At 31.6% G+C, this 26,049-nt stretch carries 28 protein-coding genes and 5 pseudogenes; 13 read left to right on the top strand and 20 right to left on the bottom strand.

Annotated features, from left to right (window positions below):
- Positions 1 to 58: 58 nt before the first annotated feature.
- The 3 genes and pseudogenes from ACXY7N_RS22795 to ACXY7N_RS22785 all read left to right on the top strand — a co-directional run.
- Positions 59 to 586 carry a GNAT family N-acetyltransferase gene (locus tag ACXY7N_RS22795; protein ID WP_016087645.1) on the top strand — a complete coding sequence of 176 codons (528 nt, stop codon included), beginning with the start codon at positions 59 to 61 and terminating at the stop codon, positions 584 to 586.
- A 16-nt stretch (positions 587 to 602) separates the two neighbouring features.
- Positions 603 to 1,124 carry a YfiT family bacillithiol transferase gene (locus ACXY7N_RS22790; protein ID WP_000999070.1) on the top strand — a complete coding sequence of 174 codons (522 nt, stop codon included), beginning with the start codon at positions 603 to 605 and terminating at the stop codon, positions 1,122 to 1,124.
- Between the two features lies 1 nt (position 1,125).
- Positions 1,126 to 1,599, top strand: a pseudogene (locus ACXY7N_RS22785) (GNAT family N-acetyltransferase); the annotation flags it as partial.
- Positions 1,600 to 1,720: 121 nt separating this feature from the next.
- On the opposite strand, the gene ACXY7N_RS22780 reads toward ACXY7N_RS22785, so the two are convergent.
- A complete protein-coding gene (locus ACXY7N_RS22780) occupies positions 1,721 to 2,098 on the bottom strand; it encodes a PH domain-containing protein (protein WP_000522465.1) in 378 nt (125 codons plus the stop codon).
- Positions 2,099 to 2,277: 179 nt separating this feature from the next.
- On the opposite strand from ACXY7N_RS22780, the gene ACXY7N_RS22775 reads away from it, so the two are divergent.
- The 6 genes and pseudogenes from ACXY7N_RS22775 to ACXY7N_RS22750 all read left to right on the top strand — a co-directional run bounded on the left by ACXY7N_RS22775 (position 2,278) and on the right by ACXY7N_RS22750 (position 6,727).
- On the top strand, positions 2,278 to 3,129 hold the full coding sequence (locus tag ACXY7N_RS22775; RefSeq protein ID WP_016087647.1) for a patatin-like phospholipase family protein: 852 nt from the start codon (positions 2,278 to 2,280) through the stop codon (positions 3,127 to 3,129).
- Between the two features lie 12 nt (positions 3,130 to 3,141).
- A complete protein-coding gene (locus ACXY7N_RS22770; RefSeq protein WP_033659709.1) occupies positions 3,142 to 3,513 on the top strand; it encodes a YxiJ-like family protein in 372 nt (123 codons plus the stop codon).
- 261 nt (positions 3,514 to 3,774) lie between these two features.
- Positions 3,775 to 4,140 carry a hypothetical protein gene (locus ACXY7N_RS22765; RefSeq protein WP_088083788.1) on the top strand — a complete coding sequence of 122 codons (366 nt, stop codon included), beginning with the start codon at positions 3,775 to 3,777 and terminating at the stop codon, positions 4,138 to 4,140.
- Positions 4,141 to 4,207: 67 nt separating this feature from the next.
- Positions 4,208 to 5,401 (top strand): annotated as a pseudogene (locus tag ACXY7N_RS22760) (alpha/beta hydrolase); the annotation flags it as partial.
- Between the two features lie 24 nt (positions 5,402 to 5,425).
- Positions 5,426 to 5,833 (top strand): DnaJ family domain-containing protein, encoded by a 408-nt coding sequence (locus ACXY7N_RS22755; protein WP_033660154.1) that lies wholly within the window; start codon positions 5,426 to 5,428, stop codon positions 5,831 to 5,833.
- A gap of 78 nt (positions 5,834 to 5,911) precedes the next feature.
- A pseudogene (locus ACXY7N_RS22750) lies at positions 5,912 to 6,727 on the top strand (YwqG family protein).
- A 665-nt stretch (positions 6,728 to 7,392) separates the two neighbouring features.
- On the opposite strand, the pseudogene ACXY7N_RS22745 reads toward ACXY7N_RS22750, so the two are convergent.
- A pseudogene (locus ACXY7N_RS22745) lies at positions 7,393 to 7,884 on the bottom strand (hypothetical protein); the annotation flags it as partial.
- Positions 7,885 to 8,019: 135 nt separating this feature from the next.
- On the bottom strand, positions 8,020 to 8,997 hold the full coding sequence (locus tag ACXY7N_RS22740; RefSeq protein ID WP_016134624.1) for an LAGLIDADG family homing endonuclease: 978 nt from the start codon (positions 8,995 to 8,997) through the stop codon (positions 8,020 to 8,022).
- Positions 8,998 to 9,293: 296 nt separating this feature from the next.
- Here ACXY7N_RS22740 and ACXY7N_RS22735 point away from each other — a divergent pair, with 296 nt between their 5' ends.
- The gene (locus ACXY7N_RS22735; protein ID WP_016134623.1) at positions 9,294 to 10,256 is read left to right on the top strand and encodes an MBL fold metallo-hydrolase; all 963 of its coding nucleotides are present in this window, start codon (positions 9,294 to 9,296) and stop codon (positions 10,254 to 10,256) included.
- 91 nt (positions 10,257 to 10,347) lie between these two features.
- Here ACXY7N_RS22735 and ACXY7N_RS22730 read toward each other — a convergent pair whose 3' ends face one another.
- The 12 genes from ACXY7N_RS22730 to ACXY7N_RS22675 form a co-directional block, all read right to left on the bottom strand.
- A complete protein-coding gene (locus ACXY7N_RS22730; protein ID WP_033659844.1) occupies positions 10,348 to 10,860 on the bottom strand; it encodes an NUDIX hydrolase in 513 nt (170 codons plus the stop codon).
- Positions 10,861 to 10,882: 22 nt separating this feature from the next.
- Positions 10,883 to 12,013, bottom strand: a complete 1,131-nt coding sequence (gene dnaN / locus ACXY7N_RS22725; RefSeq protein ID WP_016134621.1) for a DNA polymerase III subunit beta — start codon at positions 12,011 to 12,013, stop codon at positions 10,883 to 10,885.
- Between the two features lie 30 nt (positions 12,014 to 12,043).
- Positions 12,044 to 12,487, bottom strand: a complete 444-nt coding sequence (locus ACXY7N_RS22720) for an NUDIX hydrolase (protein WP_016087657.1) — start codon at positions 12,485 to 12,487, stop codon at positions 12,044 to 12,046.
- 226 nt (positions 12,488 to 12,713) lie between these two features.
- The gene (locus ACXY7N_RS22715; RefSeq protein WP_016087658.1) at positions 12,714 to 13,130 is read right to left on the bottom strand and encodes a GNAT family N-acetyltransferase; all 417 of its coding nucleotides are present in this window, start codon (positions 13,128 to 13,130) and stop codon (positions 12,714 to 12,716) included.
- A 244-nt stretch (positions 13,131 to 13,374) separates the two neighbouring features.
- The gene (locus ACXY7N_RS22710) at positions 13,375 to 14,583 is read right to left on the bottom strand and encodes an L-lactate MFS transporter (RefSeq protein WP_016087659.1); all 1,209 of its coding nucleotides are present in this window, start codon (positions 14,581 to 14,583) and stop codon (positions 13,375 to 13,377) included.
- Positions 14,584 to 14,872: 289 nt separating this feature from the next.
- Positions 14,873 to 15,016 carry a hypothetical protein gene (locus ACXY7N_RS22705; protein WP_000653324.1) on the bottom strand — a complete coding sequence of 48 codons (144 nt, stop codon included), beginning with the start codon at positions 15,014 to 15,016 and terminating at the stop codon, positions 14,873 to 14,875.
- A gap of 31 nt (positions 15,017 to 15,047) precedes the next feature.
- Complete coding sequence (locus ACXY7N_RS22700; RefSeq protein ID WP_098486498.1) at positions 15,048 to 16,064, bottom strand: serine hydrolase domain-containing protein; 1,017 nt, start codon at positions 16,062 to 16,064, stop codon at positions 15,048 to 15,050.
- A gap of 102 nt (positions 16,065 to 16,166) precedes the next feature.
- Complete coding sequence (locus tag ACXY7N_RS22695; protein ID WP_016087661.1) at positions 16,167 to 16,439, bottom strand: heterocycloanthracin/sonorensin family bacteriocin; 273 nt, start codon at positions 16,437 to 16,439, stop codon at positions 16,167 to 16,169.
- Between the two features lie 199 nt (positions 16,440 to 16,638).
- Positions 16,639 to 17,085 carry an NUDIX domain-containing protein gene (locus tag ACXY7N_RS22690; protein WP_016087662.1) on the bottom strand — a complete coding sequence of 149 codons (447 nt, stop codon included), beginning with the start codon at positions 17,083 to 17,085 and terminating at the stop codon, positions 16,639 to 16,641.
- Positions 17,086 to 17,115: 30 nt separating this feature from the next.
- Positions 17,116 to 17,448 carry a divalent cation tolerance protein CutA gene (cutA, locus tag ACXY7N_RS22685; protein WP_098486499.1) on the bottom strand — a complete coding sequence of 111 codons (333 nt, stop codon included), beginning with the start codon at positions 17,446 to 17,448 and terminating at the stop codon, positions 17,116 to 17,118.
- A 30-nt stretch (positions 17,449 to 17,478) separates the two neighbouring features.
- Positions 17,479 to 17,937 carry a GNAT family N-acetyltransferase gene (locus ACXY7N_RS22680; protein WP_016087664.1) on the bottom strand — a complete coding sequence of 153 codons (459 nt, stop codon included), beginning with the start codon at positions 17,935 to 17,937 and terminating at the stop codon, positions 17,479 to 17,481.
- Between the two features lie 78 nt (positions 17,938 to 18,015).
- Positions 18,016 to 18,939, bottom strand: a complete 924-nt coding sequence (locus ACXY7N_RS22675; RefSeq protein WP_016087665.1) for a nucleoside hydrolase — start codon at positions 18,937 to 18,939, stop codon at positions 18,016 to 18,018.
- A 99-nt stretch (positions 18,940 to 19,038) separates the two neighbouring features.
- Here ACXY7N_RS22675 and ACXY7N_RS22670 point away from each other — a divergent pair.
- A pseudogene (locus ACXY7N_RS22670) lies at positions 19,039 to 20,006 on the top strand (aminotransferase-like domain-containing protein); the annotation flags it as partial.
- Between the two features lie 45 nt (positions 20,007 to 20,051).
- On the opposite strand, the gene ACXY7N_RS22665 reads toward ACXY7N_RS22670, so the two are convergent.
- Positions 20,052 to 20,582, bottom strand: a complete 531-nt coding sequence (locus ACXY7N_RS22665; protein WP_016087668.1) for a DUF4269 domain-containing protein — start codon at positions 20,580 to 20,582, stop codon at positions 20,052 to 20,054.
- Between the two features lie 174 nt (positions 20,583 to 20,756).
- Between ACXY7N_RS22665 and ACXY7N_RS22660 the strand changes: the two genes are divergently transcribed.
- A complete protein-coding gene (locus ACXY7N_RS22660) occupies positions 20,757 to 21,218 on the top strand; it encodes a DUF2306 domain-containing protein (RefSeq protein WP_016087669.1) in 462 nt (153 codons plus the stop codon).
- A gap of 272 nt (positions 21,219 to 21,490) precedes the next feature.
- Here the strand turns inward: ACXY7N_RS22660 and ACXY7N_RS22655 are convergent, their stop codons facing one another.
- Together ACXY7N_RS22655 and ACXY7N_RS22650 are read right to left on the bottom strand one after the other, a co-directional pair.
- Positions 21,491 to 22,354: a glycerophosphodiester phosphodiesterase gene (locus tag ACXY7N_RS22655; RefSeq protein WP_098486500.1), complete on the bottom strand. Its 864-nt coding sequence runs from the start codon at positions 22,352 to 22,354 to the stop codon at positions 21,491 to 21,493.
- 45 nt (positions 22,355 to 22,399) lie between these two features.
- Positions 22,400 to 23,200, bottom strand: coding sequence for a GNAT family N-acetyltransferase (locus ACXY7N_RS22650; protein WP_016134618.1), 801 nt, complete (start codon positions 23,198 to 23,200; stop codon positions 22,400 to 22,402).
- A 508-nt stretch (positions 23,201 to 23,708) separates the two neighbouring features.
- On the opposite strand from ACXY7N_RS22650, the gene ACXY7N_RS22645 reads away from it, so the two are divergent.
- Entirely contained in the window at positions 23,709 to 24,407 is a 699-nt protein-coding gene (locus ACXY7N_RS22645) for a hypothetical protein (RefSeq protein WP_016087672.1), read from the top strand.
- A 50-nt stretch (positions 24,408 to 24,457) separates the two neighbouring features.
- Here the strand turns inward: ACXY7N_RS22645 and ACXY7N_RS22640 are convergent, their stop codons facing one another.
- Positions 24,458 to 25,102, bottom strand: coding sequence for a methyltransferase family protein (locus tag ACXY7N_RS22640; RefSeq protein ID WP_016134617.1), 645 nt, complete (start codon positions 25,100 to 25,102; stop codon positions 24,458 to 24,460).
- Between the two features lie 22 nt (positions 25,103 to 25,124).
- Positions 25,125 to 25,922 (bottom strand): MerR family transcriptional regulator, encoded by a 798-nt coding sequence (locus tag ACXY7N_RS22635; protein WP_016134616.1) that lies wholly within the window; start codon positions 25,920 to 25,922, stop codon positions 25,125 to 25,127.
- Between the last annotated feature and the right edge of the window lie 127 nt (positions 25,923 to 26,049).

The raw sequence follows: 26,049 nt of genomic DNA, 5'->3' as shown, positions 1-26,049 counted from the left end.
GATGAATCGATTAAAAAAGAATATATAACAGTTAGTAGATATAGAGGGAGTAATCGAGATGAAAATATACATAGAACAATTAAAGAAACACGATGCGAAGGATTTATTTACGTTTGAACTTACGAATAAGTCTTTTTTTGAAACAATGGTGCCAAATCGTGGCTCACAATATTACGATTTTGAATATTTTCAAAAACTACTAGACGATTTATTATTAGAACAGGCGGATGGAGATTCTTATTTTTATTTAATTCGTAATGAAGAAAAAGAAATTGTAGGACGAATAAATTTAGTAGATATAGATACGGAATTTCGAAGCAGTTCGTTAGGCTATCGAGTCGGAGAAAAGTTTACTAAAAAAGGAGTTGCAACAGCAGCTGTAAAATTAATTTTAGACGTAGCGCAAAATAATAAAATTAATGAGGTTCATGCTAAAACAACTACTAATAATCTCGCATCACAAATTGTACTAGAAAAAAGCGGGTTTTCTTCTTATCATAACGAAGCAGATACAGCATCTGTAGAATTAAATGGAGAACATGTGAATTTTGTACATTATATTTGGAGAAATACTTCACGCTTATAATAAGGGGGACTTATTCATGAATGATTTACGTTATCCAATTGGCCAATTTACATACAAACGTCCTATAACTGAAGAAATGATTGATACATGGATTCAAGAAATTGAAGATTTACCTAATGAACTAACAAAGGCAATCAAAGATTTAGATCAGAAGCAGTTAGACACACCGTATCGAGTTGGTGGATGGACGGTTCGTCAAGTAGTTCATCACGTTGTTGATAGCCACATGAATAGCTACATACGCTTTAAATTAGCACTAACAGAAAAGAATCCAACGATTAAACCATATAAAGAAGAGAAGTGGGCAGAACTACCTGATTCTAAATTACCAGTAGATGTTTCGCTAGTAATGTTAGATTCATTACATAAAAGATGGGTTAACCTTTTATATTCTCTAGAAATTGAAGATCTAGAAAAGACATTTAATCACCCTGAAACTGGTGAAACAAAACTTGCTGTTGCAATTGGACTATATGCATGGCACGGACGTCATCATACAGCTCATATAACTTCATTAAGAAAGCGACTAAATTGGTAACATGGATATTACATTAGAGAAGGCAACAGAAATTGATGCAGCAGTTTTATTTCAAATGCAAATAGACTCATTTCGCCCTTTATTAAATAAATATAAAGACTATGAAACAAATCCAGCAAATGAATCTATTGAAAAAACAATTTTAAGGATAAATAATCCCAGCAGTAAATTTTATAAGATTATATTGGATTCGAACCTTGTTGGAGCGATATGTATATCCCAAAAAGAAATACCTTATAAATTTTGGATCAGTCCAATGTTTATTCATCCAAACTATCAAGGGAAAGGAATCGCTCAGAAGGTACTTATTTTAATTGAAGAGATGTTTCCAAAAGCACGAAGTTTTGAACTTGCGACGATTTTAGAAGAAGAAAGAAATTGTTTTCTATACGAAAAAATGGGGTATAAAAGAACAGAAGTTATAAAAAAATTAAATGATACAACTACACTTATTTATTACAAAAAAGAAAGGTAAAGCACTTGAAATACGCTTTACCTTTTTATGTTATTTCAGATTAAATATACAAAAACAATGCATATTCTTCCAAAATATTCGGGTTAGTAATTTTGATAATGAATAAACATACGAAAAGACGTTATTTCGTCGTATATGTTACTAGCGCTTTTTGAATGCTTAAAACACTATCGTCACCTTTAAATTCCTTCGTAATTGGCGTACTCAAACTAGATACCCAAATTTTAAGTTCCGCATCTAAATCAAAATGCCCAGCTGTTTCAATGCTAAATTGTGTAATACTTTTATAAGGAATAGAATGATACTCTGTTTTTTTACCTGATATCCCTTGTTTATCTACTAAAATAAGACGACGATTTGTAAATACGATTAAATCACGAATTAATTTATAAGCATGTTCAACCTTCTCATCGTCTAGCATAATTTTCTCTAAATCACGTTCTACACTTTCGGTACTCGCATTTGATGCATTTCCTAAAATACCGCTAAATAAACCCATAGGAAATTCCTCCTCCATTATTTGTGGATTTTGTTACTTATATTGTACCATGCTACTCGCTATGAAGTTATGATATTACATTAGTAGTTTCTGGCTATTGTTGCAATTCATTTATATAACCTCATCTTAATATCTTATGCTAATATGTAAGTAAGAAAAAAGAAGCAGAGGGATATAGCATGAAAAATATCGGTTTAGTATTAGAGGGCGGAGGAATGAAAGGTTTATATACTGCAGGCGTACTCGAATATTTTATGGAAAAGAACTTATTCTTTCCTTATGTAGTTGGCGTATCCGCTGGAGCCTGTATGGGTGCAACCTATTTATCACGTCAAAAAGGGAGAAATAAAAAAGTAAATACAGAGCTAGTGTCAGATCACCGATATATATCTTATCGAAATTTGATTAGAAAACGCGAATTATTCGGAATGGACTTTTTATTTGATGAAGTCCCTAATAAGATTGTTCCATTTGATTTTCAAACTTTCTTAAATTCAAATGAACAGTTTGTTATAGGGACAACTGACTGCGAAACAGGACAAGCTATTTATTATAATAAAACAGAACATGGTAAAGATATTTTAAAAATTATTCGTGCATCAAGTTCCGTCCCATTTATAGCGCCTGCTGTAGAATATGATAATCGAAAATTGTTAGATGGAGGGATTATAGATCCTATACCAGTTTTAAAAGCGCAAACTGATGGTTATGAAAAGAACGTTGTTATTATGACAAAATCAGAAGGATACGAGAAGCAGCGAAATAAATTTTCTGGACTAGCTAAAATTTTATATAGGAAATATCCGAATATCGCAGAATCTTTAGTAGAACATTATCGTTTTTATAATGAGACGATATCTTATATGAATCAACTGGAACAAAAAGATAACTTTTATGTCATTCAGCCTAGCGTACAACTTCCTATAAGCGGAATAGAAAGAAATAAAGAAAAACTCGTTAATTTATATAATCTTGGCTATACAGATGCTCAATATCATTATGAAAACTTATTAAATTGGATAGAGAAATAAAGGGGTGGAAAGTTGAAGTTAGGAAAACGAATTATTTTTAAGGAATTGCAGAAAATGCATAGTCCACTGTACAAACCATTTCCGAATTGTGACATTCGAAAAGTACGAAAAGATTTTAATACTATGTTTACAGAAGATGATTGTATAAGCGCTGATTTAAATTGTTATTGGATGCATACAGCAGGTACTTTAAGTTACGTACTTAATAACAACGAAAAGGAGATTGTGTTTGATCAAATAAAGTGGCTAAGGAAATCATTTTATGAATGGTTTCCACAATATCGTTTTATAGAAACAGAAATTGTGAAGTATCCCATTTTGTATAGAGATTTCATGAATTATGAGAAGATCCGAAAACTATTACTATATTATCTTACTGAATAAAAATAAAAACGTACAAGTTATGCTGCTTGTGCGTTTTTTGTTCATAAAAAAGACAATATTTATACCTTGTTTAAATAGGAATTTTAAAGTGCAGAAAGAAGTACTTATAGAATCATGCAAGGGAGGAGAGAGGGATTTAGCGATTGTTTTCCTTTAATGCATTGTCCAACTCAAATAAAGTTTGTTATTTATGTTAAAATATTTCGAGTAAAATTAAGTGCTTATTTTATCAATAACAAAACAAGAAGGGACAACAGTAAAATGGAAAACGTATCAAATCTAGATAAATTGGAATCAATAAAATCTTTACAATCGACAATTCGTAAACTTGAAAATGCACTATCACAGATGACTCAAAAAGGCGCAAATACTACATTAGTGAAAAAACGATTTAAAGCTGTTTGCATAGGATTAGCAGTGCTAGAAAACGTTTGGAATCAAGAAAGTCATAAGTATAGCCAAGAAGAGTTAGCAGAAGCACGTAACGTCCTTGCTGGTTTGCTTCCATCAATCGAGAGAGCCTATGATAAGTCTAAAGCTGGTAGTCCGCAAAGAACACTTTTAACAAGAAGAATAAAAGCGTTGGAACTTTCTATTCAAGCAATTGATAAACTTTCTAATAAATAACTCAACTAGATACATAACATCCTAATGCAATCTAATGAAAAGACAGAACTATAAAGGAGGAAAAGGGGTGACTTCAATAATTAGTCCTAAGTTAGAGGAGCTTATTAATCAATTGAAAAGTGGAAACGAGAAAGCTTTGTATACTTTTTTGCATGAGATAAAGTTAAATAATACGCCACTAATAGAACAATGTCCTGTAGTTAATCAGTATAAGCTTATAACGTATATATGGTTAGGCGATCAAAATACTGAAAACGTTTATGTATTCGGTAGTTTTCCTGGTTGGAATCTGTCTGTAAATCAATTGCAACGATTGTTACAGACAGATATTTGGTATGTTACGTTTAGGACGAATAAGAGTTTTATTTCAACTTATTATTTTACAGTAAATGATTTTTTCGAAAATAATTGGATAAAGCGTAGTGAACAGTATCGACTAGACCGATTTAATGAAAATACATTTGGAGAAGGTGCCAATAAAGCGTCTGTGTTAAAAATAGGTATGGAAGTGCAGTATAGCAGTCGTTTCCCTTCAAATCATTATCCATCTGGGAGAATTGAAACATATTCTTTTCATAGTTCGATTTTAAATAACACACGTAAAATTCACATTTATACGCCTCATGATTATTCTCACACTTCACATCTTCAAGAGCTTCTCATTGTATTTGATGGGAATTCATTCATTAATAACCTTTCAATCGCAAAAACACTTAATTATTTAATTTACGAAAAAGAAATCCCATCTTATATTGCTGTTGCTATAGATCCTATTGATCAATTAGAAGAGCTAACTTATAACGATAACATGAATACATTTTTAACGAAGGAATTACTTCCGTGGATTCAAGCTAAGTATCACGTATATCAAGAAAAGAATCATACGACAATTGCTGGTTTCAGTCTTGGTGGCTTAGCAGCTTTTTATGCAGCACTTCAAAATCCACATATTTTCGGGAATGTGTTGTCAATGTCTGGATCCGTACATTGAAAAAAGGATGATTATGAAAATGCAATTCCTTGGATTGAAAATCAAATTTCATCAATAGATTTTAATGCGACTCATCTTTATTTTTACATAGCAGTAGGTGAACTTGAAAATGAACCTCTTTTAACAGCTAATAGACGTCTATATAAAGCTTTAGAAAAAAAGGAATACCAAACCACTTATGAAGAGTTTCAAGGCGGACACGACAGCGTGTGGTGGCGAGAAAAACTGTTTGATGGATTAAGGGCATTGAAATTTACAAAAACGACACTAAAAAATAAAAAGGAGAGAGAATCTATGAATCAAGAAGAACTAGATAAAAAACTAAAAAAGCAAGAGATTTTAGTAAAAGATGAGAAAGTTTGGTCCTATACGTATGAGGATCATATTAGTTCTATGGTTAAAGAGGCAGAAAAGAAAGGGTCATTTGATAATTTACCTGGTAAAGGGAAACCTCTTAATCTTGATAAAGATCTTTCGTACAATCCTGAAAAGCAATTGTATAGAACGTTAAAGAATAATCATGTGTTACCTAGGTGGATTGAGCTTTCAAAGGAAATTGATAATTTAAAAGAGAGACTAAAAGAACATACAAATACTGCAGAAGCAGCGGATTTAATTCGAACTATTAATAAAAAGGTTTTAGAACATAATCTACTTTGTCCACCAAGTGCGCAAAAAACGAGGGTGAAAACGGACTTTTAACAATTTTCAATGAAGCTATCTCTTGCTATATAATTAAGTAAGGCATTTTCAATTCATTATGAAAGGGAGGCAAATGTGATGAAGAATACGTATCAACTTCAAATTCCGAAAGAACTAGAGCAGTATCGTAGTATTTTAGAAGAAAGTGTCAAACCGTATATTAAAGTGTCTGGAACATTAGCTGAGACAACTCTTTTTGAAAGTAAGTTTGGTGGTTATCCGTATTTACCTATAGATCAAGAGCATCCTAAAGATTCAAATGGACAACCTATGATGTTACTTGCGCAGCTTAACTTTGAAGAAATGCCGCATGTTGAATAAATGCCCCAAAAGGGAATGTTACAGTTTTTTGTAAGTGCTGATGATGAGCTTTACGGAGCAGATTTTGATCATCCAACAATCCAAAAAGACTTTCGAATTATTTATCATTCTACAATTATAGAAGATTTAAATAAGGTAATTACTGATTTTAGTTATTTAAACACTTTAGAATTAGAGGAATTTATCATACCTGAAGCAGCGAAACTAAAGTTTGAATTGGGTTATCAACCCGTTACATCAAGAGATTATCGATTTGAAAAGATTATTAGTGATGACATTGATTGGGAAGAAATCGTTGATGAAGAAAATAATACAGAATTAGGTGAACTGTATGATGATTTATGTGAAGATCAAGGACATAAAATTGGCGGTTATCCATTTTTCACACAGACAGATCCAAGGGAATGGGAAGAAAAATACCAGCAACATGACATATTATTGTTGCAAATCGATACAGATGATTCATTAAATATTATGTGGGGAGATTCTGGTGTTGCTAATTTCTTTATAAAAAAAGACGATTTGTTACATCTAGATTTTTCCAATGTTATTTACAATTGGGATTGTTACTAAAAGTATATAAATGAAATACTAGCAAGCTAAAAAATCTTCCTGAAGGTGAGGGAAGATTTTTTTATGTTAAAAATAAGCGTTATGTTAACTAGAATGGAGAACGGCAAGTGTAATAAAAGTCAAGCGTAAATAACAGAAATAACTATAAATAAAGTAAAGTTGTAAAAACATGTGTAGATAGCAATAAATTTATAAAGTAACACATAAAATAAAATTACTAATTTATATTTTGTATAGAAATAATTTTTCCCACATAAAAATTTCTTGCTGATCAAAAATGATTTGGATTCGTTACATCTTAATCAATAATCGATTAAGATTTGCTGTGATGATTGTATAGCAAAACAAACGATAAAAACTGTAGAAATACGTCTAGATAAAATTTTATGCAAATCTCACTAAAAATCTCCGTTTCGTCTCATTAAGTATAGTTTACTTGGTTTTTGATACCTGATATCGCTTTGTTTCTATAACTACCTATAATATATATTATGTTAACTAATTAAAAATAATAAACTTATTAAATTTTAGTTTAGGTGGTTATGCTCCCCTTTTTCATCGAGTTACTAATATGTGATGGATTGTTTGGCTAATTGTGTGTTTTAGTTGTTTTATAAGTTATTGATACTTATGTTTTTATATAAATTATATTTAAGACAATAAAGTTTCTTTTTTAAATAATTTTCTTCAATGTAATTTATTTGTCCAAAATCTAATAACACACCACTATATAGTAAAAGACTATACGATTCTTTAGATACATGATTAAACGTATCGATTCTTTTTGAAATAGCTTCAATTTGACTTGAATAATTTTCAATGATCTTAAGTGTTGGTTTAATTAGAGGTTCACAAAGGTTATAAAGGGTTTTTCCTTCACAAGCCGTTATAACCATACATGTTGGATAGTACCTCCCTCCTGTTTTTTTCAACAGTCCCTCTACTTCTAATGAATTAACGTGCTCTTCAAATTCCCCTTTCGTCCAACTTAGCATCGTTTTTATAACATTTGACTCAAAACCAAGATGAAACATTATAAGTAAATATTGAAGTTTCGTCCCTTTTATTTTTATAGATGGCGAATTATCTCCAGACGAAATCATTTTTGCTTCATAAGCTGTATGTAATATATTCTCTGGACTATTATTAGTGAGCATTTCATATTCCCTCCCTTACTAGTGAATTCATTGTAAAATCTATGTATTTATTAAGTTCTATAAACGAAAATAAGTATCCTCTAAGAATCTCAAATTAAAAACCTTAGCATAGATATACTAAGGTTTCTTGCATTTTTATAATGAATGAATTCTTTCGTAGTCTTTTTTAAATTGATTATCTTTTTTTAACCAACGTTTAAAAGTTGATTCGCTTATTTTTAAATTAGAACAAGCTGTAGCATTACATTTATTTTTCATATAATCTTTAAGGAAATTTTGTTTTCTTTGTTTAACAGCAGTTTGAGTTTGTTTTAGTTTCCGATCTTGTAATTGATCTATACTTAGACTCTCTTTTTGAAATTCTTCATATTTTCTATGCAAATAAATATCTTTGTCTTTATAAATCCAATTTGAAAATAGTTGTATTGATTTTCTCCCGGTTAAAATGACGCGATAATGTTTATTTTGATTTAGTAAATCGGTTGGTAAATTGTGATTTTGTAGTACCTGATTTAAAGAATTCATAAAATTATATGATCCTCCTACAAAGCTTACTGTATAAGTCTCATACTTGACGTAACCATCCCCATCAAAATATCCACGAACAAAATGATGTAAATATTCTTCAGGCACGAATGGAAATTTGATATTTAATGATTTACATGGCATAATTCCGTGTATGTTCATTAGGTCATCTTTTATTGTTTTGCTATTAATGTTTAGCATATATACGCCTGTATTTTTATTTTGATATAGTAGCTGGTTGGTGTTTAATTCTTTTTTTATATCTTCTAAAATGTAACTTTCTTTTTGTGATATACTGACGCATTGATTTTCTTTTTGTATGACACCATCTGCTGCTATAAACCCTAATATATAAGCCATGTTATTTGACCACGTTTTAAAATAATCTTCTGTTATGTCATACTTTCTCTTCCAACTCCCTATAGCGCGCCTTGGAACGTTATTGTCTGTTAAAACCATACGAATATACCTAGCAGACACATTAGCAAGTATAGCGATTTCTGAAGTGCTCGTCCCTTCTGTATATAGCTGAGTTATTTCAGATTTTGATAGTTTACATTTTGATTTCTTTTTTCTATCTGCATGCATTTATTAACTCTCCTTCCTTTTATTTTTTAGAGCCGTATTTACTTCAATAACATACGACGAAACATACGTTCTTTGTTGCGTATAAGAAGGAATTTACTAAAATAAAACAATTTACATTTACTTTATATTGGATTTATCTGCTGCTGTATGGTTTATATTTTATATATAAGAATAATGAATTTGACAAATTTATGAAAAGTACTGCATTTAAGGTGAAAGGTAAAAAGATTTCGTTTAAACTACAAGTAGCTACAATAACAACATACGTATATTGTTAAACGTAAAAAGGAGAACGAATGAAAAAGAAATATATAAATCAAATTCATACTGATGTAAGTTTTAAACCGAAAGATATTATAGGTTTAATGACTGATTACTTTAAAATGAAAACAAAGCTGCGTCCTGTAAAGAATTTACCTATTGTTTTATCGGATAAAACTAATGAGTCTTTAGAGAGTGTTACCTGGTTTGGCCATTCTGCTTCTCTTTTAAAAATAGAAGGTAAAAAATTGTTGTTAGACCCGATGTTTGGAGATGCATCTTCCCCATTTCCTGTGTTTAATAGTAAACGTTATAGTGGTGCTTTTTCTTTAGAACGTGAAGATTTTCAAGAAATTGATGCGATTATCATTTCTCATAATCACTATGACCATATGAATTACAAGAGTATTATGCAGTTAAAAGATCGTGCAAAGCACTTTTATGTTCCAACTGGAGTTGCGCAATATTTAATTAAATGGGGTCTTTCACCTAGTAAAATTAGTGAGCATAATTGGTGGGATGAAATTATGTTTGATAATATTAAGTTAGTATGTGCACCTGCAAGGCATTTCTCAGGACGAAGTATGACAGATAGAGATTGTTCTTTATGGTGTTCATGGCTTATTCTTGGTCAAGAGACTAAAGTCTTCTTTAGTGGTGATAGCGGCTATGCTCCTCACTTTAAGGAAATTGGTGATAAATACGGTCCATTCGATCTTACATTGATGGAATGCGGACAATATGATCCGAGATGGTCTGCTATTCATATGTTGCCAGAAGAGACGGTACAAGCTCATATTGACGTGAAAGGAGAACTCCTTCTTCCGATTCATTGGGGTGCTTTTACATTAGCATTACATGAATGGAGTGATCCTATTGAACGTGTGACAAAAGAAGCAAATCGTTTAGGAGTTAATATTGCAACACCTCAAATCGGTGAATCTATTACGTTGAAATCTACAGACTATCCTTCATCAGCCTGGTGGAGAGAAATTTAATTATAAATAAAAAAAGAGCGCACCTTTCTATAAGTGATTCGCTCTTTTTTCTGTATTTAAGTTTATATCACTATATTCGCTTTCCTGCTTTTTATAATTGAATTATATTATCTATAGAACTGTCCTGCTTAGCCAATTCTTCATTCCTATAATCTATTAATTTATGATTAGATAAAACAAAGTTGTGTTCTAATATTAATTCATTGAGGAGTACTTCAGATAAAAAATTTGGTATCATCTCTCCTACGCCGTAATTATAATCACTTAGAATCCAAGAAATCTCTTTCCAATCTAGAATTCCTTCTGAGACTTTTTTGGGAGTTAGATATGCAAATTCATTATGTAGCTCTACTAGATAAACATACATACCGCCAGAATATGAAGAATCCTCCCATTTAATAATACCTTTAAACTGAATATTGTCATGCGTAACTTCTATATTAGTCTCTTCTTTTATTTCACGAATTGCATTTTCTAAAGGTGTTTCTCCCTTTTCTATCTTTCCTCCTACCCCATTCCACAATCCTTTTACAGGGTCATATTCTCTATTTAACATAAGTATCTCTTCATTTCTTTTTATAAAACATAAAGTATGCTTGTACATCATGTAATTCCTTCCTTTGTTATTAATAAGCTCTTACTGGAGATATAAGATGTACTGCTGCAGATTGTTTCCCTGCTTCAATTAATATCGGTCTCATAGAACCGCTGAAACTTAAAGTAACCGTTTCTTCTTTTATCGCCTTTAAAGCATCCATCATAAATCGTCCATCAAAAGTTATGTTTAATTGTTTTTCACCTTGAATCGTATCTATCTGTTGTGTCTCGGATATTTTTCCAATCTGAGAAGCGTTAGAAGAAATTTTAATTGTTGATTCGTTTATGATTTCTAAGTTTACATTGTTATTTGCCCATTCACTTGCTAATAAGTTTGATCGATCTACACCTTGTAAAATCTTTTTTCTATCTATGTTAATGACTGTCTGAAAATCATTTGGAATTAAACTAGATATACTAGGATATTTCCCTTCAATTAGTCTTGAATATAATGTAGTTGTGCCGAATGTAAAAATAATGTGACTTTCTGAAAGATAGATGTATACGACTTCGGAAGTACTGCTCATTAATTTTAAAAGTTCACTAATAGTTGCACTTGGTACGATACAACTTGCTTTCACATCTGTAGATATTATCGTTTCACGTATAGCAAGTCTATGTGAATCAGTTGCTACACAAATTAATTTATTATGATCTAACTCTAAATGAACGCCAGTAAGAACAGGTCTTGATTCATTTTTAGCTACTGCAAAGACAGTTTGTTTAAACACCTCAATCAAGCTTTCTGTTTCCACTTGTATTTTTGCATGATCGTCTATAAGTGGTACATTCGGAAACTCGTATGCTGGAAGTCCATTTAAGTTTAATGTGATTTCTTCTGACTGTATCGTAATTATTTGGTCATTCTTACTCTTTATTACTATATCACTTGGCATTTTCTTTATTATTTCAATGAAATACTTTGCAGGTACGACAATAGTTCCTGCTTTTAAAATAGTTACAATTTTTTCGTCTTCAATTGAAACAGCAAGGAATTTTTCGATAAAAATATTTGAGTTACTTGCGATTAAAGTAATTCCAGATTGATCCGCAGTTATTTTTATGCCGGATAATATAGGGATAATAGCTTTAGTAGATATAGCTTTACTTACTTCTGAAAGTGCTTGAGTGAAATGTTTGTGATTAACGATAAACTCCATTCTTTCCCCGCCTTACATGAAATGATAATTTTATGAAGATTGATGAACGATTGTTCCATTAAAAAAGTAAGGTACTGTTTCTTTCCTTTGTAATCTATTTAGTAAATGTTCTGGTATACGTAAATATGGTGCTGCTCTATGTAATTCCATCCAAGTAATCTCTTCAATTTCTTTTGGCCTTGATATATTTGTCTCTCCGCCAATTATTTCACCTAAAAAATTAAAGAAAATTGCATGATGACCTCTCTCTTCGAAAAAAGCTTCGCTGATGTAACAAATACCGTTTACAGTTATATGTAGCCCGGTTTCTTCTTTCACTTCCCGAATTACTGCCTCTTCTAACGTTTCTCCCAATTTAACCGCGCCACCTGGTAGCGTGTAATAAGAACCACTCTTCCCTTTGTTTTTGACCATTAAGATCTTTTCATTTGCTTTATCGTATAAAATTGCATATGTAACATTTACTTTTTTCATCTAAGTCCACCTCTAATAACAGGAATTTTCTGTCTTTGTTACATTCTACCATTTAATCGTTTTAAAATATAAAAAAGTTAATTGAGTATTTCATTTATCCGCTCTTAGCAAAGTTAATAATCGATAATCCTTCATTACTATATAAAAAAGAGCGTATTTTGAAAGTGGTCATTTAACGTACGCTCTTTTTTTGCTATAATTCATTCATTTTTAGATTCTATATACTTTATAACCTTTTTTCTAAATAGTATCGATTGTGCCCTTTAGGGTGGTCTTCACTTACTCCAATCACTTTATATCCATGCTTTTTATAAAAATTAGGTGCCTGAAAGCTAAAAGTATCTAAATTGATTAGCCCACAATCTGTTTCAATTGCAAATTCTTCAATAAGTTTTATTAACCTGCTTCCGTAGCCTTCGTGTCTATGTTCTTCAGAAACCCATAGGAAATCAACATGTACGTGGTGCCAAAATGTAATTGCAGTTATTCCGCCTACTATGTCTTCCTTTTCATTTTTCACTATAAAACTAATTTTTTCTGAAGGCTTTTTATCTTCATCTGAAATATGTTTTTGGTTATATTCAATTACTTTTTCTCTTATGTAATCACTATCTTCCTGGACCCATTGTTTTACTATTTTCATTTTAAATAGCACACTCCTTTTATGGTATCTATTCAATTTAATAATCGTAATATCCTGTCTAACTTAATAATCATAGGGCACTGTTTCATTTCACTAAAATAAAGAAAAGCCCTACTACATTTCATCTGTAATAAGACTTTTATACGCTGTATAGTAACTCTTTACTTCCTATACAATGACTAAAAAGGGAAAATCAAATGTTTTGTAATATAAAAAGAGTCCTTTATGAGGACTCTTTTTAAAATTAAGCTATTTTCCGATGTAAATGTTTTATTTCCTTTTTCTTCTCTGCTTTTGGTGGACGAATTAATATCGAAATAATGAAGGAAATAACGCTTAAAACACCGATTATAATAAAGGTCGGTTGAAATCCACCAAGTAGTGCTCCGATGAATGATCCTGCAAGCGCACCAAATCCGAAACCTTGGTAAACAATTCCGTAATTTGTACTATGATTTTTCAAGCCGAAGAAATCACCGACAATAGCTGGGAATATAGTGATATTACCGCCGAAGCAAAAGGCGACACTTGCTACACAAGCGAAATAAATGCCGTAATTTAGTGGGATAAAACTTAAAGTAAAGACTGACAATCCAATAATAACAAACGTCGCAGAGACAATTTTCATTCGGCCAATTTTATCTGATAACGTTCCAAGAATGATTCTACCTACTGTATTAAAGATTGCAATCATTGCAACGGCGTTAGCGGCAGTTGCTGCGCTAAGTCCAACGAGCTGTACTCCGATATCTTTTACCATACCGATTAAATACAGTCCCCCCATACATGATGTGAATAACATGAAAAACAAGAGATATACTTGTTTCGTTCGTATCATTTCACGAGGTGTATAGTCATTGTGTAATGTCTCAGTTACGGTGTTACTTACAACAGCTTCCCGTAAGAAGAACGATCCGGTTAATACTAAAAGTAACACGATAATCCCCCAATATAAAAATGCTTGTGATACCCCAAGACTATCGATAAGACTTCCGTTTATATATCTAAAGATTAAGCTGCCCATTCCATATGCAGAAACAGATATACCAGAAATAAGTCCTTTCCGATTTGGAAACCATTTAATTAAATTAGATAGTGATGTAATATAAGCAGTTCCATCTGCATAACCAACAATCACACCAGCTAATAAATATAATAATGGTAAGGAAGAAACTTGTGAACTAAGTATTAAACCGAGTCCCAAAACAATACCTGCAGTAGCGATAAGTTTACGAAGTCCTAATTTTTGCTGTAGCTTACCTGCGAATAAGGTTGAAAATGATAAAGAAAAGCTTGTTATGGAGAAAGTTATCGCAACGGCATTGAGGTTCCATCCAAACTTACTTACAAGGGGTTGATTAAATAAACTCCATGTATAAATTGTTCCAAGGCCAATTTGAACAATAATTGTACCTAAAACAATTAGTAATGGATTTATAGAAGTTTGTTTCATACTAACTGTCCCCTTCTTTTATCTTGACATGGATTTTCACAGTTAGTATAACCATCGTAAAACACAAGATACTATACGAAAAATGGTAATTAAGTTCATATACACAAAAAGACACTCCATTATGAAGTGTCTTTTTGCAGGTTATATTAGATTTACTTAAAGAAAGCTTTGTTTTGTTAAGATAAGACATTTTCAAATGCTTATGTATATATGATATCAAAAGATTTCTTTCATGTGATGGGACTTAAGATGTATTTTTCATTCATTATATAGTCGGATAAACGAAAAATTAGTATTCAATTTCATCAAAATCCTTCGGCTGCGGTACCGTTTGCATATTAGCTGCATCTTTTGGATCGCTATAAATTGCATTTTGTTCTGTATTTACATCTTTAATATTTTGCTTTTTGTTTTTATTTATTTTATCTTTCATTTTCTTTCACTCCTTTCCATTATAGGAGTAATTATGCCCTATTACTGTTACGAAATGTATCAGCGACTAAATTGCTAAATTCACGTAAATAATATAAATAATTATCACCGCCGTAGTTATATCTTTTATTATACATTTTCGCAACAACTACATTATATTCAGGTATTACTAAAAGAGTCGGTCCTGTAATTCCTAATATTTGATATGCTCCTTTTGGAACTCGTTCACCAAGTTCACTTAGTTGTGCAGGTTCATTTTGAACGAACCAAAACAATCCGTTTTGGGGTAGCTCATTATTTTTATACGTCGGACTCTGCAAGCTTGTAGCAATTTCTATCACTTCTTTTGGTACAATTTGTTTACCGTTTAACATTCCCTTATTTAAATGAAGGTTACCCCAATAAGCAAATTCTCTAGCAGAAACAAATAGATTTTTTTCAGTACCATCATCTACCATACCAATTTCACTAATCGCGTCTTCATTTGGATTATCAATAACTTTAACTAAATTTTCATCTTGCTGAATTCTCCAAGCTGTTTCTTGGAAGTTAACTAGGTCAAATACACGCTCCTTTAACAATTCAGAAAAACTTTTGTTATAGAGCTGATAAATAAGACGTGTAATCATTCTTACGTTAATATCTCTATACGCCCAAGCTTGTCCAGGTTCAAATTCACGAAAAACTGTCCCGTCATGCGTTTCTCCTAAACCGTGCGAATGGGTTACTAAATGTCTTATCGTTGTTTTACCAAGTAATACAGGATCAAAGTTTTTAAAATACTTTATCGCTTCATCATCAATAGAGTTTATTTTCCCCTCGTAAAGTGCATATGCTACCATTAAACCTAAATAACTTTTTCTCGCAGAAGCAACGTTGAATTGTGAAGGTGCTGTTACTTTTTTACTTGTAGATGTATTTGAATGATGGCCACTATAATGCTCTAGTACGATTTTATTATCTTTTATAATGCACAGTGCTGTTGCAGAACTATGATTTTCTTCTTTTATATTTTCTACCCAAGAAATCAATTTATCGTATGTATACAAATAAATCCCCCTTAACACGAATAAAAAATTACAGCATGAAAGAAAAGTATAAAAGAGTATTTACACCTTTCTTTCATATGAAATATTATTGATTTTCTATACTTAAATAACCCACCAGTTCCAGCAATTAAAGCAGCTGAAACATCCAGCGCAGCCTACACATCCGCCGCAACGTCCTGCACAACCTCCGCATCTTCCGCCGCCACATCCACCACAGCGTCCTCCGCAACCACCGCATCCTCCGCAACGACGTGCATCATCTTGAATGTAGTAATATGGATATTGATTTTGTTGTAGTTGATCCCAATACACAACATTACCCGAGTTATAATCATTTAGGTTTAATGATTGTAGTTCTTGTTGAAACTGATTCATTACGAAACCCTCCATTTATAAAAATAAATTCCGTCCAAATGTTAAATTTCATATATCTTTGTAAACAAAGTAGAAACAAGACTATAGACTAAATACGTACATCAACAAAATATGAACTTACACTAGGTGATGTACCTTGTTTTTTAGCCTATTTTCTTTATTATCTTTCGATGGACGTATTTACAATTAATAGAAAGGTTTAAAAATTACTAATCCAACAGTTTAGTAGTTCATCACTTAATTTTCTTTCTAGCAACTCTTTAACTGAAGGCACTGGCATGATTTTATACATATTTAAAGCTTCTTGATTATAATCTATCCAGTGAAACGCTAAGTGAGACTCTTTAGATTTTGGTATGAAATCAATATGTAAATCTAAAGAATCTACTTCAAAAATGTGATTGATTTCATGATGAAGGACTTCTCGGTCTTCCCATTGGTTTTCTATGACACCTAAAAATTGTTTTATACTGCAGTTTACTCCGAGTTCTTCTCGTATTTCTCTTATTAATGCATTCTCAGCTGATTCGCCAACTTCAACATGACCACCAGGTAAAAAATAATGCTGGCCAATATATTCAGCCACTAACAATTTTTTATCCTTAATCATAACAGCTCGTACAATATGATGAAATTTATTTTTCAATTGTTATTCCTCCTAGTCATTTTTTTATATTTAATTAAAAAAGTCATTTAATATAGGGATAATATAAATCATAGGTGTTTCATACGGGTGAATTTCGTTAATCACTTCAAGTGCAGCCTTTACAAGGTCTCGTTTACATTTTATTTCAATTTTACATTCTTGCCCTTCGCATATTTGACCTATTTCTCCATTAAAAGGTGATGCATCGTCTAATGGTCTCCAATATCCTTTCACGGAACTATAGGAAAGACAATGGTCATATTTCCCTGTTTTGCAAGCTCCAATTCTATTTAGCTCATTCCGTAATATCTCAATGTATCCTTCAGGAATAAACACTTCGATTTTCACTTCCGAAAATTGCATCTTTCCTTTCACACCTTTACTTCATAATATTTAAACGAATAAACGATATACTTGCTCTCCATCATAATCATATCCCAATGGTTGAAAACCGTACTGTTCATATAGTTTCTTTGCAGAGATATTATCTTTATGTACTGTTAATCTAATTTCTTTACACGCCTTACATGTATTTTTTATTAAATAAATACTTTCTTGCAACGCCGCTTTTCCATAACCATTACCTTGCTGCTTTTGATCGATAATAAAACCGTTTATCCAATACATATCAGTTGTCTCTCTTACAACAGCATGCATAATAAAACCAACTATTAGATTGCCGTCGTAAATCGCAAATGGTATGTACTCCACATTGTCACCATCTGGTTTTATATACACTTTAGCAAGTGAAACTGCTACAATCGGGACAAATTTTCTTTGATCTTTTTTAACTTGTAACTTTAATGCATCTTCCCAATTTTCTCTCGTAACAACCTTTAACTGGACATTCAATATTGTAAGCTCCTTTATACAGAGAATATATGTTTTTATATTCTACACAGTGAAATAACTTCCTTTTTCGACAACAACTTATAACATGATTTTTATAAAGTCTTGAATGAATTTTTGTTCATCTATCTCTAAAGCTATACGGGCTCCTTCAGATAAAGAGCTAGGGCGAAAATCAGCAAATGTTTGTCCTTTCGTATCTCCGAATGTATCTACATTCACTGTACGATGCGCAAATTTAAAAAAACTTGGGTTAACTAATCCACTTATAGCAACCACATCATGTAGCAAAGGCCCTTCGATAGATGGATTAAGTTTTTGGTATGCAGATAAATAGTAATCATACATCGGTTTCATTATCGTATGAAATGGATTCTTTGAATTAGCTTGGATATAGTTAAATACATTTGGAGTTAACGCAGCTTTATTTGTTACATTCAAAGGGAATATAAATAAATTCTTTGCTTGCTGAAAAATAATTTTACTTGCTATAGGATCTCCATACACATTTGCCTCTGCTAATGGCGTAACGTTACCTACTTCTAAAAAGACACCACCCATGAAATAGATTCCTTTTACATTCAGCATTAAATCATTCCATAAATTAAAAGCAATCGCTAACGAAGTAGATCTGCCTACATCGACAATTGTTAAATCCTTTCCGTACTTTACAAGAATCGAAGCAATACTACCAAAATTGTATATCGGGATAGACAATACACTTTCTGGCACATGAATAGGACCTAATCCTTCTGGTCCATGAATTTCAGGATAATATGCTGTAATTTCTTCTGTAAGTGGTTTTGTTGCCCCGCTAATTACAGGAATGTCTTGTCTATTTGCTAACTGTAAAATATACGCTGCATTATGCGCAGCATGTATATGTTCAACATTTCCATATCCGGTTACAATACCGACAATTTCAATTTCGGGATGCAATAAACCATACATAATGGCGAACGAGTCATCAATACCTGGGTCTCCGAAAAATAATACTTTTTCCAAGAAATCCCGCCCTTTCATAAGGAAAATAGATGATGTTAATTATGTATATGTGAAAATATAATTAAACTATACAATTTTATATGAATATTACTAACAACTTTTCCGCTAGAAACTATGCAGTCCATTATGAAAAGTGTAAGTGACGAATTAGATTATTTTGGATACGAAGAACAACAAGGTTTTTTACCGTTACGTGAAGCAATAAGTAAATACGTAAAATCATTTGGAATACATGCATCAGCCAGTTCTATATTAATCGTCTCTTGTGCATTACAAGCACTACAATTAATATCAATTGGTCTTTTACATAGATATTCACTTCATGTATTTCAATCAGCAAATATAAATCTATCTGGTATATCTATGGATCATCACGGTATTTTATCTAACGAGTTATTAACACGCATTTAATATAGACGGGGATATTAATGTCTCAAAAACGAAGAAAAGAAATAATAAAAATATGTGAAAAGGAACAGTTACCTATAATTGAAGATGATATTTACCGAGAGTTATGGATTGATGAACCACCTCCAGCTCCTTTAAAGTCGATAGATAAACATGGACATGTATTATATGTTGGTAGTCTTTCTAAAACACTTAGCCCAGGACTTAGAATTGAATGGATTATTGGACCAGAACCTGTAATTGATAGATTGTCAGATATAAAAATGCAAACAGACTATGGATCTAGCTCTTTATCTCAAAGAGTTGCTGCTGAATGGATACATAAAGGTTTTTATGAGGATCATGTAGCGAACGTAAGAATTCAACTAAAAGAACGAAGACAAATCATGATACGATCATTAAATAAGTATTGTACAGACATTGCATCTTGGGATATTCCTAGTGGTGGATTTTTTATATGGCTAAAGATTGTACCTAGCATTCCGATGAAGAAATTATTTTCAGAGGCACTATCAAAAGGAATTCTTTTAAACCCAGGACGAATCTATGAAGAAGAATCAGATCAATACATTCGTTTATCATATGGATATGCTTCTCTAGAACAAATGACTAACGGGATTAAATTGTTGAGTGAATTAATACGTAAGCTAATGGCATAACAAAAACTCCTCTTTTATTTATAGAGGAGTTTTTGTGTATCCTATTTACCACAATCTCATTTCCTGTCCCAATAAAATAAGTTCGTCATAAGGATCTCCGTCAATATTTAATACTTGAGCAAAAGCAGGTTCTGTTTTTAAACCGTTCTCTTTTAAGCGAATAATTTCTCTCCTTATATGGGGATGCTGCATTAATAGCATGTGCTCTACTATCATATGTCTATATGCATTTTGGTTACGCACTGGTTTAGGCTGAGCAAATAATTCAAATTCAAAACCCTCAAATTCAAAATTTACCTTTATCGATTCAGTAGTTTTAATTTTTTTCTTTTTTATTTTGAATCCTTTATAAGAACCGTATAAAGATCTCATTTCCTGTTCAAAAACATCAAAGTTATGTACTTCCATTACAATATCTAAGTCAGATTGAAGAGTATCAATTCTAATAGGAATTGTCCCGCAAAGAACCGGGCTATACAAAGTTAAATCCTCCATAATGTTTAGTTTATTCAAAACATCATACACTTTTTGTTGCTTCTCATTCCCAGATTGTAAATATGAAATAGATGTAAACATGGAAGTCTCTCCTTCTTTTCACGTAATACGTGTCTCGCTAAGTTCAAAAAAAATTTGTCCGTTTATATTTGTTCTAGGAGTACCTTTATTTCAATATATTAAGGCGAATAAAGAATACGTTTCAACTTTTCTCCTATTCTGCAATACTATAAAAATAAAAAAGGAGGAATTATTATGAGCATTTTCAACGTTCTTTTAACCATCCACATATTATTTGGAACAATATGTTTACTCACCGGTATTATAGCGATGGTTGCTCAAAAGAAAAAAGGAAAACATACGGAATGGGGTGAAATATATCATGCATCCTATGTTGTCATCACCGTTACTGCAATTATATTATCCATTATTAACTGGGATAAAATCGCATATTTATTTTATGTAGCAATTTTCTCTTATGCATTTGCGATTTATGGCTACCTTGCACGAAAAAAACGTTGGAAAAATTGGCTCCATCACCATATTAGAGGTATGTTAGGTTCTTATATAGGTGCGGTAACCGCACTTTTAGTAAACGTCGGTATTCATATCCCTTTGATTAATTTACTGCCACCTATATGGTTTTGGTTTTTACCTACATTAATCGGTATTCCTCTCGTAGCCAGTGTATCAAAAAAATATAAAAAGCGTAGTTAAAATTCATTACATTTTCGTTACTTTCTGATGATTACTATGAAAAATCATACTCAATGTAATATTTTATTTATAAATTAAAGGTCGTATTGCTTTAAGTTAGTCACTTAGAGTTAAATAAAAAGAATCCAATAAAAATATTGGATTCTTTTTCGGATTTCATTTCAATATCGGCTCTATGTATTCAATGATGTTACCATTTGGATCACGAACTATCTTTGTATTCTTATGGGTACTTGTTTTATTGGTTCAGTGATAAATTACACCATTATAGTTTAAGATTGTAATAACGAATGTAAACGATCCGGGTAGTTCGTAAACATCCCATCAACGCCCCATAAAAGTAGCTTTTTCATATCTGCTTCATTATCTACAGTAAATGGATGGACTTCTAAACCATGTTTCTTTATTTTCGTTACATAAGCTGAATCAATATATTTGTAGTTCATACCAAGACCGATGCAGTACGTTTTATACTTTTTTATTTCTAATTCAGTTAATTGGACTGCCTTTTTGTAAGATAATAATTGTACTAGAGGTATATTAACATCTAAACTATGAATTTTTTGCAGACTTTCTTTACTAAATGATTGAATAATAACTTTATCACTTATTTCGTAGTGCTTTATCATTTCTAATAGCTTTTCTTCCATACCGGGATATTCATCTGGCGATTTTGTTTCAATGTAATAATTAGCATTATGCCCGAACGTTTCAATAATTTCTTCTAGTGTTGGAACTTTAGCATCTTCAAATTCTTTCTTTGCTAAATTTGGATGCTTTTCATTGAAAAAAGAACCTGCATTTAGTTGCTTTATTTCTTCTAATGTATGTTCCTTAACTAGCCCCGTGCCATTTGTAGTGCGATTTACTGTTTCATCATGCATAGCTACTAGATGTCCGTCTTTTGTCATTTGAAGATCAATCTCTATATAATCTCCTTTTAATTGTTGTCCTAATGTATAAGCTGGTAATGTATGTTCCGGCGCATACGCAGAAGCGCCTCTATGTGCAATGTTTTTTATATGATTGGATTGATTAATAGCTTTCGTGTACTTAAGTTCATTTACTTTATGAAAAACAAAAGTACCTATTACTATAAAGGTGCAAATGATTGTAACGATATATATCTTTTTCATAATGATGTATTAACTCCTACATGAAAGTAGTTTAATTTGGATGATTTATTCAATTAAATGTCGATTTTCAAAAACAGTCATTTGTCCTACAGATTGAAAACCAGTCTTTTTATAAATATTAATCCCGTCAGGTGAAGCTTGTAATACGCATTGAGAAACTTTCAATTCTTTTGCTTCTTGCAACAAGTAATTAAACATAGTAGAGCCAAATCCTTTTCCTCTCATTTCTTCTTTAGTTGCTATATCATAAATACCAATACTATCTATTGTACATATTAATGAACCAACCGATACGACTTCATTTTTATAAAGACCTAAGTACAGTTTCATATTTTCACTATTCCATAAATCGAAAGAAGCGGTTTGATTGTAGAACGTTTGTACATGTGTACCTTCCTCTGATTTACCAAATAGATTAGCTAATGTTTCCCCAAACTTTTTAATTTGTTCTGAAGAAGATGATTTTTGTATCGTAAAACCTTCTGGCATGTTTATTGTTGGATGAATTGTTCTTAAGTCTGCTACCATCGCGATATTTTGTTCTGCTTCTTTTAAGCCAAGTTTTATTAATTCGCTTTTTATAGTCTGCTCATGCCTATCATCCCAAAACCAAACACTCATTGGAAGTTTCTTTTGATTATAGTTGTTTACCACTTTATATAGTTTCTCAATGCCTTCCGTTAAATCATTGTTTAGTAAAGTAATGATATTAAATGTATCTGCAGGTAAACCACAATTGACAGCAATGTAATCCTTCGTTTCTTTTACATCCATTCCATGTACCTGCCGCGCAATATATGAGGTTTTATATGTAAAATTATCTATTAGTAACTGTTTATAACTCATTCATTTTGCTCCTTTCATAAAAATCCGTATTCGATTCCTTCAATATTAAATATAACATATAAGAAATGTACCTATTTCTATAAAAATAGCTCTATACATCACTCTTTGCGCCCTAAAAGAATTAAAAATGATATAACGTTGTCGGAATGAAAAAAGTGGTATATAATAAATATTAACATTACTAGTAATTATTTTAGGTATTCCTAGAATAAAGGAGCGATACATATGAAAATTACTATTTATTTCGGAAGTCATGAAGATCAAGATGTTCGTACTATGGACTGTCATTTAGATGTAGAAGATACAGAAGAGATTGTTTCTGTATCATAATATAAATAGTTGGGATGAACCCTCTTCCCTACCGCGTTCAAGGCACCTTTTATAGGTGTCTTTTTTGTTGTTTTTTCGTCAAAAACCCTTTACTTTAGAGCGTTTTAATAGTAAAATATAAATATACGAACAAATGTTCTTTTTATTTTAATTGTACATGAAGGGATGATTTTTTACAATGGCTCAAGCAAAGCGCAGAGGAAGAAAAAAGCAAACACCTATTATTTCAAATACAGGCTTTATCGGCTCTGTCTTTATTGATACATTGGAGTTACAAAAGAAATCCTATTATTTCGCTCGTAAAAAACTTCAAATTGTTCATCACGTACTAGATGGTCTCTCTGGGGCAACAAGTTCTCTATTTAAAGAACATAACATATCAGCATACATGTCATGTGTGTATTTACATAAACAAAAGAAAATCGGCTTTGTTCTTTCAACGAAACCATTTGAACAAAGTGACGGTGTTGCTTATTTTGTAAATTATTTAATCGAAAAGAATTTTTACAGTAACGAAGAAGCAGAATATCAAGAAGTATTTAATACAGGTTTTATCGGTGTAGTGTTCGCTGATTTATGTAGCATAGATCGCTTTAATTTCGAGTTTGAAATGGGTATGTTAACGAAATTAATGAAAGATATGATAATTCCAGTTAAAGAACTCTTTCTACGCCACAATGTACCGGCCTACATCTCCACTTCTCATTTAGAGGAACAAAACAAATTAGGTTTCGTTCTATCTATAAAACCATATGATGAACGTGCAGAAGCAGATTTATATTTTGAGGCCTATTTAAAAGAACGCGGTTTATTTATCGGTGATGAAGAAGATGATATTGATAAGATTGTGATTAGAAAAACAGCTGAATTACGATAAAAAAGCGCAGGATGATGATCCTGTGCTTTTTTATAATTTATGAAGTTGATTTACCAAATAAACGGTATTAGTTTTTTTGTTTTCTGTTTATACACTGTAAATTGTTCCCCATACTTGTTTTGTAAGTAATCATCAGATTTTGGAATATATTCAAAAACAAATACTAAGAATAGGCCTAGCGGGATAAATAGACTAAAAATATTGCTCGAGATTAATGCTAAACCAAGCACCCAAATGCAATCCCCAAGATAATTAATATGAATCGCATATTTAAATAAACCGCCTGTATATAGCTTACCTTGATTTATAGGATTGTCTTTAAAAGGTTTTCTAAGTAACTCGGAAACTGTGTTTAATATACTTCCCCCTAAAAACAATATCCAGCCTATAATAAGCAATGTTAAGTTTGGATCCTGATTACTAGTAATCAGTAAGATTGGAAAACCTACATAATATATTCCAAAAGCAATACTGTTCATAATGGCTTCTTGCCATGCAATCCCTCTAGGCAACCATATAAACATCATAGCTGTTAATCGTAAAGCGGTAATAATTAATGCTATAAAAAGCCCTATTGAAATACCTGGTTTGAAATAAATAATGAAAAGTAAATAATATGCAATGAATAAGTATATAATCTCAGCAACTACAATTAAGATCTTTTCTTTTATCGTTGGCCGATTTATACCATACATTGTTATACGCCCCTTCCTTTACTCATTTTATAGGAAAATATACTTCTATGAGATTATTCTCCTCTGATGTGCTATAAGGATTCGTTTTATAAACTTCAAACGGAGCGCCATTCAGTTTATAGTTATTTTCTTTAACCCAAACATGTAGCTTTGTATGAATAGAAGGCAATTCATTGTAAGATCCATTAAGTATAGCCATTGCGCAAAGGCCGGGATGAAACACTTTTGTTTTATTTGTGGCCTCGGCAAGAGGAATCGAAATTTCTACATCATAATTTTCAGATGTATATTCTGAACTATGGAATATAGCAAGTGGTTTTGCAATAGGTGATAAATTTTCAAATAAAATTTTACTAAACAACCCATTAAAGTGTGTTAGAAAATCAGCGATATTTATTCGTTTTCGCTGAGATACTATATGATAGGTTAAGTGATTTACAAGATTAATCTCAATATGATTTAAGTAATCCATGATACTTTCCTCTTCATCTAATTGTTGAATATCAAACTTTAATTTTTTTAATAAAGAAGAATAAAATGTAATTTGTTGTGTTAGTATTTCTTGTTTGGTTTTCATTTTAGAATTAAGCAACTCAGTATTCTCCCAATTTGCTAAAATATCCTTAATTTCTTCCAACGAAAATAAATAAGTTTTTAATCGTGTAATCAATAAAGCTGTTTCTAATTGGGAAATATTATAGTAGCGATAGCCATTCTTAACATCTATGAAATCAGGTTTTAAAAGCCCAATTTCATCATAGTAGCGCAGCGTCTTCATTGTAAGATGCGATATTTTTGAGAACTCCCCAATTGAAAGCATACCACTCACCTCCTGTTACTAATTATTTTAAATATAATGCTTCCTGTAAGGGGAAGGGCAATCCATAAAGTTAAATTTCCTTATTGTATTTAGCCCCCTAAAACGAATACGTAATCTCTTCAACATT

Source organism: Bacillus sp. 5w2 (assembly GCF_054353775.1).
This window is presented reverse-complemented; position numbering and strand designations above follow the sequence as displayed.